The sequence below is a fragment of the Siphonobacter sp. genome, from assembly GCF_048595215.1.
GTDB lineage: Bacteria > Bacteroidota > Bacteroidia > Cytophagales > Spirosomataceae > Siphonobacter.
The window spans coordinates 1-14,121 of record NZ_JBMDWJ010000247.1 but is presented as its reverse complement, the minus strand read 5'-3'; the positions used below and the strand labels follow the sequence as shown (position 1 = coordinate 14,121).

Sequence of the window (14,121 nt, the reverse complement as noted above, 5' to 3'; positions counted from 1 at the left end):
AAACGCGATACCGTCGAGTTCGAAACGGTCAGAAAACTGCCGCCGCTCACCTCCTAGTACCTGTACAAAACAGGAGCCTTCGCCTTCGAAGAAAGCCGTTTGTACGGAATCCCCTAGACGAAACTGCGTTTCCTCGTCTTCTTTCTTTACCGCCAGCCGGTCAATCAGAATATGCAGTGGGAGATCCGCAATCCGCTGACTTGTTGCAGCATCTTCCAATGCTTCCTCAATCTGAATGGTTTCGTCTTCGGCCACAATCCGCGTAAAGCCTTTTTGTACCAGAATGGTTAGTTCTTCGGCCAGACTCCGGCTGTTTTTACGAATGAGCGGTGTGGTGATCAGTACGCGGGCGTTTTCTTCCAGCGAAAGAATATAGTCTACAACGTCCGTTACGGTATCTTTCCGTACTTCCTGACCCGATACGGGCGAGTACGTGCGGCCAATACGGGCGAAGAGTAATTTAAGGTAATCGTAAATTTCGGTAGTAGTACCCACCGTCGAGCGGGGGTTTTTCGTACTCACTTTCTGCTCAATGGCGATAGCGGGCGATACGCCTTTGATCCAGTCTACTTCCGGTTTTTCCATCCGACCCAGAAATTGCCGGGCGTAACTGCTCAGACTTTCCACGTACATCCGCTGACCTTCCGCAAAAAGCGTATCAAACGCCAAGGATGATTTTCCGCTACCCGACAATCCAGTAATGACAATCAGCTTATTACGGGGAATGGAAACATCTATATTTTTAAGATTATTGACACGTGCTCCTTTGATGAGGATGTATTGCTTCGGATCGAGGGTTTCGACCGACGGGCGACCCAGCGTTTCAATTGAATTCATTCGACAAAGATAACCCGCTTCGGGGTTGGAAGAAATGGTGGCTTTCAATGTTTTCCGAATGCTCACATTCGGGCACCTACGTCGCTAAAAAGGTTCATTCCAGCACTGGATTTGACTCCTTCATACAAGAATTTGCGGCGAAGACCGTTACTTTGGGAAATGTTAGCGAAAAAAGGTAGACGTTGGTGCCAGAGAGATAACCAAATTCAGGCCCGTCGAGTTCTTTGCTGACCTGACTTCTTTACGTTGTCCATGAACATAACATCCATGATTCGATCTGTACTGGCCGCCTGTTTGCTGATCCTAGCGGTCACCCCCTTTGCTTCTGCCCAGTATGATTCCATTCCCCGGCCCGCCGAGCGACCCGTTATCATTCAGCAGCAGCCCCTTGATGAGAACTACCAGCGAGAACAAGAAATGCCCTGGAAAGCCCGTCCCTTTAAGGATAAGCTGCGGTATGGCGTGAACATTACAACGCCGTCCCTGAGTTTCTTTGGGGGTAGCAGCTATTTTAGCTTTGACATTTCACCCATGGCTGGTATCCGGGTTACACCCACGACTACTACGGGTTTAGGCATTACCTACAGCTATTCCAGTCGACCGGATGGTTACATTAACTCTGCGGGACGCCAGGGTCGTCAAAAAGCAAGCCTTCTGGGCGGGCGAGTTTTTATTCAGCAACACCTGAGTTTTCTGGAAAACGTGGTACCAGGTTTGTTCCTGTGGGGTGAAGCCGAGCAGTATAAAGTACTGTCCCTTAAAAACTCTCAAGCTAAAATTACGGGATACGAATATGACACTGGCTTTCTGATAGGTGGCGGTTATGGCGTACCGGCCGGGGAACCTGGTTTCCAGATCACGCTTCTGTACCACGCCAATTATAATTCCAATCCCAATACGTATTCTTCCAGTGGTAGTCCGCTGATCATTCGTTTTGGCTACTGGTTTAAATAATTTTATTCCATTACAGAAGAGAAAAGTCCCGGCGTCGTGTCGGGACTTTTCTTTTGTCAGGACTGCTACTGAAAAGCCGTTCGTCCGACGGCATACCGCCGAAAACTCGTTACCTTTAGGGACTCTTTTTTATACGCCTTCGTATTTATTCCTACATTATGCTTACAACCGAATCCTCCTCTCATTACGATCATCTGGAAGAAATGACCGTCCGGCAGCTACTGGAAGGCATTAACAATGAAGATAAAACGGTACCGCTGGCCGTTGAAAAAGCCCTCCCACAGATTGAAGCCCTGGTTACAGAGATTGTGGCCCGGATGAAGCAAGGCGGACGCCTCTTCTACATCGGTGCGGGTACCAGTGGCCGTTTGGGTATCCTTGATGCCTCGGAATGTCCACCCACCTACGGCGTACCGTTTGGTCTGGTGGTCGGACTGATTGCTGGAGGAGATACCGCCATTCGGAAAGCCGTTGAAAATGCCGAAGACAACGCCGAACAGGCCTGGAAAGATTTGCAGGAATACGAAATCAACGAACTGGATTCGCTCGTGGGGATTGCCGCGTCGGGAACAACGCCCTACGTTATTGGCGGCGTGAAAACCGCCCGCGAACGGGGCATTCTGACGGGTTGCGTCGTTTGTAATGCCGGTAGCCCCCTGGCTGCGGCGGTTGAATACCCCGTAGAAGCCGTGGTAGGCCCTGAGTTTGTGACGGGCAGCACGCGAATGAAATCGGGTACGGCTCAGAAACTCATTCTGAACATGATCTCGACGAGTACTATGATTCAGCTCGGCCGGGTAAAGGGTAATCGGATGGTAGATATGCAATTGTCTAACTACAAGCTCGTCAATCGGGCTATTCAGATGGTCATGGCTGAACTCGATACTACCCGCGAAAAGGCGGAGGACCTACTGGCCCGCCACGGTAGCGTACGAAAAGCAGTAGAAGCCGGTAACAATCCTTAGAAAAGCGAGTTATTACCATCGATTCTTTTGCAATTATTAACAAAGCGTCCGTATAATTTTACGTACTTTTGCGTTCTAACGATTAAACAAAACGAGCATTTTCTTAAATTTTTTATAGCTTACTATGAACAAAACGCTTCTTCCCCTGCTGGGTCTGGTGGCCGCCTTATTCGTAGGTACCGACGCCTCTGCACAAAGTAAAACTGATCCTCCGGCTGAAATCAAAGCCCTGCTTGAGAAAAACATCTGCCTTACCTGCCACAAGGTAAACGAACGTCTGGTGGGTCCGGCGTACACGGATGTTGCCAAGAAGAAATACAAGCCGGAACAAATCGTTGAATTGATCTACAAACCGAAGCCTTCCAACTGGCCCGGTTATCCTCCAATGGCTCCGATGACGCAGGTTCCCAAGGAAGATGCCATGAAAATCGCCAAGTGGATCGTTTCGCTTAACGCTCCCGCGAAGAAAAAATAAGACCAGTACGGTTTAGGATTCGGCCCTCTAGCCCTTTCTTCACACCTGCTGAAACCTTTTACAGGTTTGAAAAGCCCCGACGCGAATCGGGGCTTTTTTCGTGGATGTGCGTATCATTCCGTATTTTTGCCTGATTTTCAGGATACCTGTTTTAACTTATTCATCAGAAACAGCACACCGAATAAACTGTAAACATCAATACATGAGTCTTTTAGCAATCGGTACGGTGGCTTTCGATGCCATTGAATCCCCTTTCGGCAAAACGGATAAAATCATTGGCGGAGCCTGTACGTTCATTTCCCTGGCGGCATCTTACTTTACCAAACCCATCAATATTGTAGCCGTAGTCGGCGATGATTTTCCCCAGGAATACATTCAACTCCTGCAAAATCAGGGTGTTGATACGGAAGGTTTGCAAGTGAAAGCGGGAGAAAAATCCTTCTTCTGGTCGGGCAAGTATCACAACGATATGAACACCCGCGATACGCTGGTGACCGAGCTGAACGTACTGGCTGATTTTGATCCCATCATTCCCGAATCGTACCAGGATTGCGACTACCTGATGCTGGGTAACCTAACCCCTCAGGTACAAATGACGGTATTGGATCGTCTCAAAAATCGTCCGAAGCTCGTGGTACTCGATACTATGAATTTCTGGATGAACGTGGCGATGGATGATCTTAAAAAGGTTATTCAACGCATCGACGTGCTGAGTATCAACGACGAAGAAGCTCGTCAGCTTTCCGGTGAATACAGCTTACGCAAAGCCGCGAAAATTATTATGGCGATGGGCCCCAGTACGCTGATCATCAAAAAAGGCGAACACGGAGCCCTGTTGTTTCAGGGAGATGATATCTTTTTTGCTCCGGCTCTGCCGCTGGAAGAAGTCTTCGATCCTACCGGAGCGGGCGATACCTTCGCGGGTGGTTTCATCGGCTACCTCGCCGCTACTAATGATACCAGCTTTGAGAACATGAAACGGGCGATCATTTACGGTTCAGCCCTGGCTTCCTTCTGCGTAGAAAAATTCGGTACTGAACGTCTGCTCGGCCTTTCCAAAGAAGAGGTAGATGCCCGTGTACAGGAGTTCGTAAAACTGTCTGGATTTACGGTGTAAGAATGATAGAAAGCGTGAATGATCGATTGGGTGACTAACGATTATAGAAAATCATCCATTCTATCATTCACGCTTTCAAAATTAGATCAAGCTCTCCGCCCTGAATTTCGAATGGGCAGGCCATTCTCGGCCAGAATCTTTCCCGCCTGATACGCTACTTTTCCGTTTAAAACGACGGCTTTAATCCCTGCCGAATTGGTATTGGGATTTTCAACGGTAGCCAAGCCCTGTATCGTTTTCGGATTAAAAATCGTCAGATCGGCGATGGCTCCTTCTTTGATTTCACCTCGATTCTGTACGGCCGGACGAATCAAATCCGCGGGCATACTCGTCAGTTTCGGTAACATCTTTTCCAGCGGCATACCAATCGCCTGAGCGTGTTGTAGAGCCGTGGCAAAACAGCCGGCTCCACGCGGGTGCGAGTTAGCCGCTTCCAGCGAAGCAATTCCTCCGTCTGATCCAATCATACAGAAATCCGTTTGCAAGGCCAGATCAATCGTGGTCTCAAAGGGCATAGCTCCTTCGGGTACAGCTACCAGATAGCCGGGGTGCTGACGGTAGTACTGAAAGGATTTCTTACTGATTCGTTCCGTCGTACCTACCAGTCGCAGATCGCTGTAATCTAGATTATATCGCTCCCTCCAGCCTTCGTCAAAGCGTTTGGAATGCAAGTACGTGGCCCAGTAACTATAGGGGTATACGCAAGTAGTAATGTCCAATCCCGACTGCCGGGCTTCCTGAATCAAATCCAGAGCTTCAGCCATGTGAAAGGTCCCGCCCGTAGAGTGCAGGTGATCGATATGCATCCGGACGCCCGTTTCTCGGGCCAGGCGAATGGCTTCTTTTACACCATCCAGTTCATGCTCTTTATCCGAATACCGTAGGTGCAGAAACATCGGACGTTCGTACCGCCTGGCCAGTTGGGCATACGCCTTCACTTCGTCATAAGGTGTGGGCTGATATTCCAGACTATGCGATACGCTTAAGGCTCCTTCCGCCAGCATTTTTTCGACGTGCTTGAGTCGGTGCGGCAAATCTGTGGCGAGTCGAATTCCCATCACGTAAATGCCTACGCCATAGTTGGTATAATGCGGTTTAGGGTCAAAAAAGCGGTGGTATTCTTCCGGATTCTCCCGTCCACCGTGTAGCTGCAAGGTGGTGGTTACGCCATCGGTTAGTTTGAAGCGTTCGAAGACGTGGTAATCGTTCGTCAGGTTTTTCGGGCCATCGGCCAGTATGTCAACAAAACCCGGACTGACTATGTGTTGGCTGGCGTCAATAACCTGCGTCCCCCGAAGTTCCAGCGGACTTAGGTGCAACAACCCAGCGTCGGTAACACCTACGTTTAGCGGCTGCAGTTTGCCTTCCGTAAAAACAGAACCCTTCTGAATGACCAGGGGGAATATCCGCTCCTGAACTGGCGAAGCTTTTACCCAGGTTTTAGTGAAACCCCAGCCGCCCAACAAAGCAACGGAGCTTAGCGAAAGATGGCTTAAGGCCTTCCGACGATTCATAGATTATACAATGGAGAATAAAAATTCAAAAGTAAAAGATGCTATGGAATGGCTTCTGCTCTTCAATAGTCCGTCTCCCAATCACTGACCTTTCCCTAGTACCGATCACTCCTAGCTAACGCTAGTACTGCGTTAATTCTTTTAATTTTAAAGACTGGGCTACCTCTTTGACAAAATCCGTGTTTTCCTGATTCGTCGCGGAAACCTGTACCAGGAAGCGTTCGCCCACACTGATCGTTACTTTGGCCTGTTTGCCTTTTTTGTAAAATTCTTCGTAGCCTCTCACAGACTCCATGCCCGTTGCCCAGCTTTTGGTAATCTGATTTTCGTTTTCGATCTCCATTCCTGAGGACATCGCCACAGTAGCCATGCTTAGCAAAGCCGCCGAGGCATTGTAGTCGGCCAGCTCGATCTTCACTTCTGATTCCTCGCCCTTTTTGTATTTTAGTTCGTAGGAAGAAAATGAAAAGCCTTCGTTGTTGGTTGTTTGGCCCGAGGGTTCACCATCTGTTTCGTATCCTGCTACTTCCGCAGGCATAAACTGGGCTAAGGTTCGAAACGGCAGGGCCAGCGTGTCTCCTTTGGCCCGACGTTCTTCTACCTTTTTGTTAATCGCCTCCGTTCCTTCGCTTACGTTCCGGGCGGCCTGGGTCATCTGCTGGTAACCGTCTGCGGTTTCTTTGGCGGCACTCACCCATCCGCACGATGTAACGATTCCACTCAACAGGAGAAAAAGTATAGCATTGGTTTTCATGATTTGCTTGAATACAATTGGTTGAACGATTACATACGATGGAAAATTAGCTCGCCCATGCCCTGTCGTACCAGCGGTGTTGGGATGAATTGCCAATACAGTGTGATGAATTGTTCATACACGCAGCCAGACGAAAAGGCAGTAGGTATCAGCTAAGTCGAAGGGTGGATACGGACGGCAAACACTAACAGAAAAAAGTCAACGGATGGGATAATGACGCTGGCGTTCGGAAAAGCCATTAGCTTTCACGAATTTTGTATTTTCATTCTCAACAAACCGCGAACGTAAGCGGATTACTTTTCAGAGATTATGATTTTACCCATCGTCGCCTACGGTGATCCGGTATTACGGAAGGAAGCCATCGACATTACAAGAGATACAGATCTCGACCTGCAAGCACTGGTCGATAATATGTTTGAAACGATGTACAAAGCCTCGGGTGTCGGACTAGCGGCCCCGCAGGTCGGCATGAGCCTGCGTTTGTTCGTCGTAGACGGTACGCCGATCATCGACGGAGAAGAGGAAGACAGTGAAGATTTTGATCCGAGTCTGGTAGGTTTTAAAAAGGCCTTCATCAATCCCGAAATTCTGGAAGAAGATGGCGAAGAATGGGCCTACGAAGAAGGCTGTTTATCCATTCCAGGTATCCGTTCGGACGTGAGTCGCCCCGAGCGGGTCAAGATTAAATACTATGATCTGGACTGGAACGAGCACATTGACGAGTACGACGGGATTGCCGCCCGGATCATCCAGCATGAGTACGACCACATTGAAGGCATTCTGTTCACCGATCACCTGCCTCCACTGAAGCGTACCCTGCTCAAGAAGAAACTTTCCAATATTACGAAGGGGGAAGTACGAGTGGATTACAAAATGAAATTCCCCAAGTAGTCGACGGATTCATTCCCGTAAGTATCGACATTCAGTACGCATCCCGGAAGTTTAAACTTTCGGGATGTTTTGTTTTTAGAGCTTTTCGTATTCGCTCTCCAATAAGGAAAACCCTCTAACCTTGAGTAGGAATTCAGACTTGTAGGCACAGGGTTTTACTCGATTGCATCCATAACGAAACGTATCACCTTATTTCTCTTTTCGTATGGCAAGCCTGCAAAACATGGTCGAAGAAATCTTAGGCATTCAGGAAAAAATTTTAACGCCGGAGGGTAAAAAGCCAGAGGTAGCCGAAGCTCTGGATGCCCGTTTTAATGAATTACAGGGCCAACTTGATCCACTCGTTGAGCCAGGTCCTCCCTTTCAGACGATTACAGTCAATGGAATCGACTACGAACTCAAAAAATTGGATCATTACGTAAACATTGAGCCAGTAACTGGCGTCTCCTAACCTATTTATTTACTATGCCCCGTTACGAATTCACGGCCTGTACGCCGGTTGATACCCAAGGCTCAGGTACGCACTTGATTTTTACCTATAAAAGTCTGTCCGGTGATCCCGGTCATGAACGGAATATCCAGATTATTGATTTGGGAAGTTCTAATACGGACGAAGCCCATACGCAACAACTCTTCACGGAGGTGATTAATTTTATGAAAAATTACTGGGAGAAGAGTATTCAGATTCCCGAGAGTAACTATGAAATTCATCTGAGCGAGAGTCCGCTTCTGGAAGGAAAAGAAGGCCCTACGCCCTGGCAGGGATTTGTGCTGGAATTGGAGTAGTTGATAGTATTCCATAGGTGGTACCCATGGTTATTGAACCCCTTCGGATTTGGTAGGCTACCAACCCCGAAGGGGTTCAATAGGATTAGCCTGCCATGCGGGGTAAAAGAGGCTGGATAAACTTTGAATACAGTAACTACCGACTAAAACGGATTCAGGAAGAACCCTACGCCTACCCAGTTGTTGATATTTTGTTCAAACGTGCTGTAAGGCAGAGGGCCGTGAAAGGCTTGTACGGCCAGACTTAGTGGATTTCGTTCGATCGCTCCTAATTCAATTCCCACCGCCGCAGTTACACCTGGGTGAAAGTTCGTTTGTTCAATCATCCGAACATCTATGCCCGCCCACCAGCGAAGCTTTTCCCGATTGGGCTGCTTCCAGACGGTACCGATTTGCGTATACAACCGCTTCCGCTCCGAAGCAGGTCGTAGTCCGACGCCCAGGCCTCCGTACAAGCGTACACTCGTCCACTGATACGCGTACAAAGCATCCATCTGTTCGTAATTGACGGCATTAGGCAAGAAGTAATTGATCTGGTTTCGCACCAGATAATCGTCCCCCAAATGCGACGAGAGGTGATAGACCCGGAATCGCCAGCTGGCATTGCCCCGCTTCAGATTATAAAGCAGACCCACGCGAAAATCGACATTGAACAGATAGCGTCGGAATTTATCTTCCTGACTATCGTGAAACATCTCAAATTGGGTATTGGCTACGACGTCCAGGGCCAGTTCGGAAGCCCGACGTTCGTCCCGACTCCAGCGAAAGAATCCTTTCTGAAAGCCGATGGAAAAGGGAGCGAAAAGCCCATCCTTGCTTACGCCTTCTTCCGTACGCCGCAATAGGGAGGCACTGGTTTTGGCTTCTAGTGGATCGAGTAAGATCGGTTCAAACAAATGGCCTTTGGGCAGAAATTCCGTTTTAGTTTGAGCCTGAACTCCGGAAATTAGCAGGAAGCCTAGCCCCAGAAGGGTAAAGATCGAACGCATGGCGGTATGAAAAAACCGGAGCGTTCAGTGAGAAGCTCCGGTTTTTGAATGAATGATCAGGATAAAGCTGTAAAGTGTTTGAAGAACAAAGGAATGGTTTCGATTCCCTTATAGAAGTTAAACAAACCGTAGTGCTCGTTGGGCGAGTGAATGGAATCTGAATCCAGACCAAAACCCATCAATACGGTTTTCAGACCGAGTTCTTTTTCAAACAAAGCCACGATGGGGATACTACCACCGCCGCGAGTCGGTACGGGTTTCTTGCCGAAACTTTCCGTAAGAGCGGCCTCGGCTGCCTTATATGCCGCTGATTCTAGAGGGGTAAGGTACGGTTGACCGCCGTGGTGGGGCGTTACCGTCACTTTCACAGACTTGGGAGCAATGCTCTGGAAATGAGCCGCGAACAAATCCGTAATCTTATTCCAATCCTGATTAGGTACTAAACGCATGGAAATTTTAGCGTAAGCTTTAGACGGTAATACCGTTTTTGCTCCTTCGCCAATGTAACCACCCCAGATGCCATTGCAATCGAGCGTAGGGCGAATACTGGCCCGCTCCCGGGTTGTAAATCCAGCTTCTCCCTGCACGTCGTCGATCGCCAGATCAGCCTTGTATTCCTCAAGATTGAACGGAGCCGATTCCAGCATTTCACGCTCTTCCGCCGATAATTCTACGACATCATCATAAAAATTCGGAATCGTGATATGCCCGTTTTCATCGTGCAGACTGGCAATCATTTTAGCCAGCGTATTGATCGGGTTTGCTACGGCTCCTCCGTACACCCCTGAGTGGAGGTCACGGTTGGGTCCGGTTACTTCTACTTCTACGTAGCTCAGTCCACGTAAGCCCGTATCAATCGACGGCGTATCGTTGGAAATCATCGCCGTATCCGAAATCAGAATCACGTCAGCCTTGAGTTTTTCACGGTTCTGGCTAACAAAGGTGCCCAAGTTATTGGAACCTACCTCTTCTTCGCCTTCAATCATGAATTTCACGTTACAGGGCAGCGAATCCGTAGCCATCATGGCTTCAAATGCTTTCACGTGCATGAAAAACTGGCCTTTATCATCGGCTGAACCCCGGGCATAGATTTTCTCATCTTTGATGACGGGTTCAAACGGTGGTGACGTCCAAAGTTCCAGCGGATCGGCCGGCTGAACGTCGTAGTGACCGTAAATAAGTACCGTTGGTTTGCTCGGATCTACGATCTTTTCTCCGTACACAATCGGATGGCCGGCGGTTTCGTGCAACTCGGCTACATCCGCTCCGGCTTTGGCTAAACTTTCCCGAACGTATTCGGCAGCCTGGCGTACATCACCTTTGAATTTTGAATCTGCACTAACAGAAGGAATCCGTAACAATTCCAGCAGTTCTTCGAGAAAGCGGCCTTTATTAGCCTCTAAGTAATCTTGCATAGTGTAGCATGTTGAATGAAAGGACTCGTTTCCTTTCCACTAGGTCTGTTCAAACAGTACCCAGCTGAATGGTCCTGACTGATTTTGCAAAAGTAAACAAAGCTCGTATCCGGCAGCGAACCAAAGGCAAAAGAAAAACCCGGAACCTGAGGCTCCGGGTTAAGAAAGAAATACGGGTAAAACCGAAGTATTACCGACTCCGACGACGACCGATGGGGATACGAGCTTCCTCGCCCCGCAGTAATCGACCAATATTTTTATGGTGTGTATACACAATTAATCCAAAGAGAATAAATCCAAAAATCACCAGCAGATTATGTTCCGGACCAAACAGGTTAAAAACCATCATGAGTGGAAACGCCAGCGTAGCGACAATGGAACTCAGCGAAATGTACCGCGACGAAAGCATAACCAGTATAAAAACCAGAATACAAACGCCAGCCGCTTCCGGGTGAATGCTAAGGACCATACCCAGCAAGGTAGCTACACCTTTACCGCCTTTGAAACGGGCAAAAACGGGAAACAAGTGGCCAATGACCGCGATAATTCCGAAGGCAAGCTTCATGGGTACCCGTTCATCCAGCGTAATTTCATTCAGGTAGAACAGAATAAGAGCCAAATTCGCAGCTAACCATCCTTTCAATACGTCGATAAGCAGTACAATAGTCCCTGCTTTTTTACCTAAAGTGCGGAACGTATTGGTTGCTCCAGCATTGCCGCTTCCGTGCTCACGAACATCGATTCCAAAGAAAGCCTGTCCGTACCAAACGGACGTGGGGACTGAACCTAAAAGATAGGCCAACAGGCCAGCAAACAATACGCTTAAGGTCATTTCAGATACTTAAAAAATGAAAGTGGCTTGAAAATTGTTCAACAATTTTTTATGAGCGTGGAAAACAAAGATACTGGCAATTGCCATATTCTCTAATCGCTCGATAGACTAATTTCTAAAATTAAGGGCTTTTTAAGGGTTACTTACCCAAGAAACAGATACGATCATAAATCTCAGAATACAGAAAATGTTTAAAGGTGCGAGTATTCAAAAATTATTACATACATATAAACGTATTTTTTATACATCCAGTTTTTATAGCCTTAACTATTTTATACTAAAGTTTTTAGAGGCCCAAACCTTAGGTATTTTTATAAAATAACTTTTGAAAAAAAAGTCCATATTTTTTTACGTTTTCAATGCTGAATCAGACAGGCATGAACGAACACTCCGCCACAGGATTCCAAAGAAACTCTCACCGGGAATCCGTTCGTAGGAAATTTTTCCCTGCCGTACCTCTTTTTTAGGCATGGGGTTACTCTCGTACATCAACACTTTGTTGGCCGCAAACGTAAACAAGTCACGGATTTTAAACCCTTTCTTCTCGTCGGGTTTCAGAATTTTCACTTTTAGATCATGATATAGAATAGTTCCATTTCCTGACGCTTGTCGCTGATCTCCCGTAAAGCGGAAGTGAAATCGATCAACCATCCCTGATTCCACATCAATGAGAGCTAAGGGCTTAAAGGTTGGTTTCATAACCTTCAGATTAAGCTTGCCTAATTCTGCCTCGCAGGTATACTGCCCCCGAGGTGACTTCATATTGAAGGTGAAATGCGTTTGTAAAGGACTTACCCCCATAAACGAGGCCTGAAAATTCGCCTTAGCCAAGCTTGTTTTCCGCAGCGAATCGTTACTCAAACCCGTGATACTGCCCCGAATTTTCTGGAAGCTAACGCCCCCGGTCTGGTTCGTTTTGGGGTTTAGCTCCTCATAAAAAATATCTATCCCCTTCACTTTTACGGAATCAATATCCAATTGAAACGCAAGTTGCTGGTAGAGTTGATGCGGGAAAGGTTTCAGCGGCCCATCCGTTTTCGAAGATCGGTTGCGTACTTCAAACGCATTGACCGTACCGCCTTCCAAGGATATGGATTTTACTCGCACTTTTTTCTGAAGCCAGTACTTGGATAGGTCCAGCCCTGTCACGTCAATCTGATCCGCTACGGCCTTGGTGTAACTGGTATTTCCAGAGCGACGTACGTATTCCATGCGTGGATACGCCGGTATACTTCCCAGCCCCTGAATTTGTAAAAGCTGTTGTTGCGTCGAAAGGTAGATCTGTTTCACCCGAATGGCGGAGGTCAGGTCTTCGTTCGGAATAACTAGCGAGTCCATTTTTACTTCAATCGCTTTTGCGTACCATAACCGTGTCGTATCCAGGTGCCCTTTTTCGTCAATTAAAATGTCATCAACTTTCCAGGAAAGTCGTCCAATGGACTGGGTCCGTACCCGTTTCCTGCGACGATCAATCTGTTTGACGGACCAGTCCTCACCCCTGATTTGCCCAATCTTTACGTGTTCAAATTGCTTCTCTATCATTTGATAGGGCGTCTTCTGATCGTCTGGTCGATCGGGTTTACTTTTCGGAAACTGCGTTAGGGTTAACTCAATCTTATCGAGTACGACTTCATCCACTGCTAATTTTTTCCCCCACAGTAAACCTGGTAAACTAAATCCCTGTACGGTGACTTCGGGAATATTCGCATCCATAATCAGATCAGGAGCATTTTCGCTTTGAATCAATTGGCGACGGCGTGCCGTATCCGCCTGGAGGGTAGCCTTGGTCAACTTTCCTTTCCCTGTAAAGGGATTATAGGTTAATCCATCAAACTGTAAGCGATAGAGTTGATCAGAGCCTTCGTAAACGCTACGCTGGATTTTTTCACCCGCTAAAGGCTTGAGGAAATAGATACCCACTATCCAAATACCAAGAACTATAAGTAGACAAAAGGCGAAAAGGCCAATTAGGACTTTAAGGGCAAGTGATGAAGGCGTTGAGGATTTATTCATGTGGGTGCTACGCGGCTAATTATGGAAGGAGAGCCCTTTACCAGGGCCCTCGGACAGGGACGACGAAAGAGGTGAAAAGCCTGTACCAGACGGGCATTGTTTTCAGGTTATTTTCTGGAAAATCCTTAGATACAGGGGTATATCATCCGCATATTGGGTGCATACACCCCAGTATGCACAACATCGCTCGAAGGGATAGTTCTTTTGTAACTAGTGAAATACGTTTCTAGTAATAGGTAGTATTCAGTAAAAGTAGAATCTTAAGTAGCAGCTATGGAATCAACAAACGATACGAATAATTCTTGGAGTAAAATGAAGCAATGGTGGCGAATTAGCTCCCTCATCCGCTGGGCAGTTATTATCGTAGTAGTACTGATGACCGTTGCTATTGGAGGTAGTCTAATTTTCATCAAAGACAAAAAAAGCACCATGTTTCCCGGTACGGTAGCTTCGGATACGATTCGCGGGGATACACTTTTCGAACCAACGAAAACGATTCATTTGCCTCCGAAGGAAGAAAGGGATAAAGGCACAAATGCGGATCAATAATCACCTCAAAGAGAAAGAGCATCCATTTAC

General features: G+C 47.4%; 14 protein-coding genes and 1 pseudogene. 8 read left to right on the top strand and 7 right to left on the bottom strand.

What is annotated here, in order from left to right; all coding sequences use genetic code 11:
• Window positions 1-837, bottom strand: a pseudogene (locus ACOJTG_RS15420) (excinuclease ABC subunit A); the annotation flags it as partial.
• A 267-nt stretch (window positions 838-1,104) separates the two neighbouring features.
• Between ACOJTG_RS15420 and ACOJTG_RS15415 the strand changes: the two are divergent.
• The 4 genes from ACOJTG_RS15415 (at window position 1,105) to ACOJTG_RS15400 (ending at window position 4,348) form a co-directional block, all read left to right on the top strand.
• Window positions 1,105-1,791, top strand: coding sequence for a hypothetical protein (locus ACOJTG_RS15415; RefSeq protein WP_420154643.1), 687 nt, complete (start codon window positions 1,105-1,107; stop codon window positions 1,789-1,791).
• A gap of 158 nt (window positions 1,792-1,949) precedes the next feature.
• Window positions 1,950-2,756: an N-acetylmuramic acid 6-phosphate etherase gene (gene murQ, locus ACOJTG_RS15410; RefSeq protein WP_420154642.1), complete on the top strand. Its 807-nt coding sequence runs from the start codon at window positions 1,950-1,952 to the stop codon at window positions 2,754-2,756.
• Between the two features lie 124 nt (window positions 2,757-2,880).
• Window positions 2,881-3,231, top strand: a complete 351-nt coding sequence (locus tag ACOJTG_RS15405; RefSeq protein ID WP_094809379.1) for a c-type cytochrome — start codon at window positions 2,881-2,883, stop codon at window positions 3,229-3,231.
• Window positions 3,232-3,433: 202 nt separating this feature from the next.
• The gene (locus tag ACOJTG_RS15400; protein ID WP_420154641.1) at window positions 3,434-4,348 is read left to right on the top strand and encodes a PfkB family carbohydrate kinase; all 915 of its coding nucleotides are present in this window, start codon (window positions 3,434-3,436) and stop codon (window positions 4,346-4,348) included.
• Window positions 4,349-4,434: 86 nt separating this feature from the next.
• Here ACOJTG_RS15400 and ACOJTG_RS15395 read toward each other — a convergent pair whose 3' ends face one another.
• Window positions 4,435-5,862: an amidohydrolase family protein gene (locus ACOJTG_RS15395; RefSeq protein ID WP_420154640.1), complete on the bottom strand. Its 1,428-nt coding sequence runs from the start codon at window positions 5,860-5,862 to the stop codon at window positions 4,435-4,437.
• A gap of 121 nt (window positions 5,863-5,983) precedes the next feature.
• Window positions 5,984-6,616, bottom strand: coding sequence for a hypothetical protein (locus tag ACOJTG_RS15390; RefSeq protein ID WP_420154639.1), 633 nt, complete (start codon window positions 6,614-6,616; stop codon window positions 5,984-5,986).
• 309 nt (window positions 6,617-6,925) lie between these two features.
• Between ACOJTG_RS15390 and def the strand changes: the two genes are divergently transcribed.
• The 3 genes from def (at window position 6,926) to ACOJTG_RS15375 (ending at window position 8,293) form a co-directional block, all read left to right on the top strand.
• Window positions 6,926-7,507, top strand: a complete 582-nt coding sequence (def, locus tag ACOJTG_RS15385; RefSeq protein WP_420154638.1) for a peptide deformylase — start codon at window positions 6,926-6,928, stop codon at window positions 7,505-7,507.
• Between the two features lie 205 nt (window positions 7,508-7,712).
• Window positions 7,713-7,958 (top strand): hypothetical protein, encoded by a 246-nt coding sequence (locus ACOJTG_RS15380; RefSeq protein ID WP_102201023.1) that lies wholly within the window; start codon window positions 7,713-7,715, stop codon window positions 7,956-7,958.
• A gap of 14 nt (window positions 7,959-7,972) precedes the next feature.
• Window positions 7,973-8,293 (top strand): hypothetical protein, encoded by a 321-nt coding sequence (locus tag ACOJTG_RS15375; RefSeq protein ID WP_420154637.1) that lies wholly within the window; start codon window positions 7,973-7,975, stop codon window positions 8,291-8,293.
• Between the two features lie 143 nt (window positions 8,294-8,436).
• Here the strand turns inward: ACOJTG_RS15375 and ACOJTG_RS15370 are convergent, their stop codons facing one another.
• The 4 genes from ACOJTG_RS15370 to ACOJTG_RS15355 all read right to left on the bottom strand — a co-directional run bounded on the left by ACOJTG_RS15370 (window position 8,437) and on the right by ACOJTG_RS15355 (window position 13,449).
• Window positions 8,437-9,282, bottom strand: coding sequence for a DUF1207 domain-containing protein (locus tag ACOJTG_RS15370; RefSeq protein WP_420154636.1), 846 nt, complete (start codon window positions 9,280-9,282; stop codon window positions 8,437-8,439).
• Window positions 9,283-9,338: 56 nt separating this feature from the next.
• The gene (locus ACOJTG_RS15365) at window positions 9,339-10,697 is read right to left on the bottom strand and encodes a dipeptidase (RefSeq protein WP_420154635.1); all 1,359 of its coding nucleotides are present in this window, start codon (window positions 10,695-10,697) and stop codon (window positions 9,339-9,341) included.
• A 190-nt stretch (window positions 10,698-10,887) separates the two neighbouring features.
• A complete protein-coding gene (gene plsY / locus ACOJTG_RS15360) occupies window positions 10,888-11,529 on the bottom strand; it encodes a glycerol-3-phosphate 1-O-acyltransferase PlsY (RefSeq protein WP_104714093.1) in 642 nt (213 codons plus the stop codon).
• Window positions 11,530-11,877: 348 nt separating this feature from the next.
• On the bottom strand, window positions 11,878-13,449 hold the full coding sequence (locus ACOJTG_RS15355) for a DUF748 domain-containing protein (protein WP_420154634.1): 1,572 nt from the start codon (window positions 13,447-13,449) through the stop codon (window positions 11,878-11,880).
• Between the two features lie 366 nt (window positions 13,450-13,815).
• Between ACOJTG_RS15355 and ACOJTG_RS15350 the strand changes: the two genes are divergently transcribed.
• On the top strand, window positions 13,816-14,091 hold the full coding sequence (locus ACOJTG_RS15350) for a hypothetical protein (RefSeq protein WP_420154633.1): 276 nt from the start codon (window positions 13,816-13,818) through the stop codon (window positions 14,089-14,091).
• Window positions 14,092-14,121: the final 30 nt, after the last annotated feature.